Raw genomic sequence first — 386 nt, forward strand, 5'->3', positions numbered from 1 at the left:
GTGCATTAGCAACAGGATCTGATTCATCAATTGGTTGAACATCAACAATATGTAACAAACGACGCGTGCGTGCTACATGCTTTAAAAATCGAATGCCAAGCCCTGCACCATCAGATGCACCCTCAATCAAACCTGGGATATCTGCCATGACAAAAGATTGATGCGAGCCAACATCTACCACACCTAAGTTTGGTACAAGTGTTGTAAACGGATAATCAGCCACTTTAGGTCTGGCAGCTGAGACCTGACGAATAAAGGTCGATTTACCTGCATTTGGCAAACCAATCAAACCAACATCGGCCACAACTTTAAGCTCAAGCTTGATATTTCTTGTCTCACCAGCAAATCCAGGTGTTGCTTTACGAGGTGCTTGATTGGTAGAAGAT

1 protein-coding gene is annotated in these 386 nt (G+C 43.5%); it reads right to left on the reverse strand.

What is annotated here, in order from left to right; all coding sequences use genetic code 11:
- A partial coding sequence (locus EHH60_RS36970) for a GTPase (RefSeq protein WP_199752544.1) occupies positions 1 to 386 on the reverse strand: 386 nt, incomplete at both ends.

This window comes from Bradyrhizobium sp. RP6 (genome assembly GCF_003837805.1).
Taxonomy (GTDB): domain Bacteria; phylum Pseudomonadota; class Alphaproteobacteria; order Rhizobiales; family Xanthobacteraceae; genus Bradyrhizobium.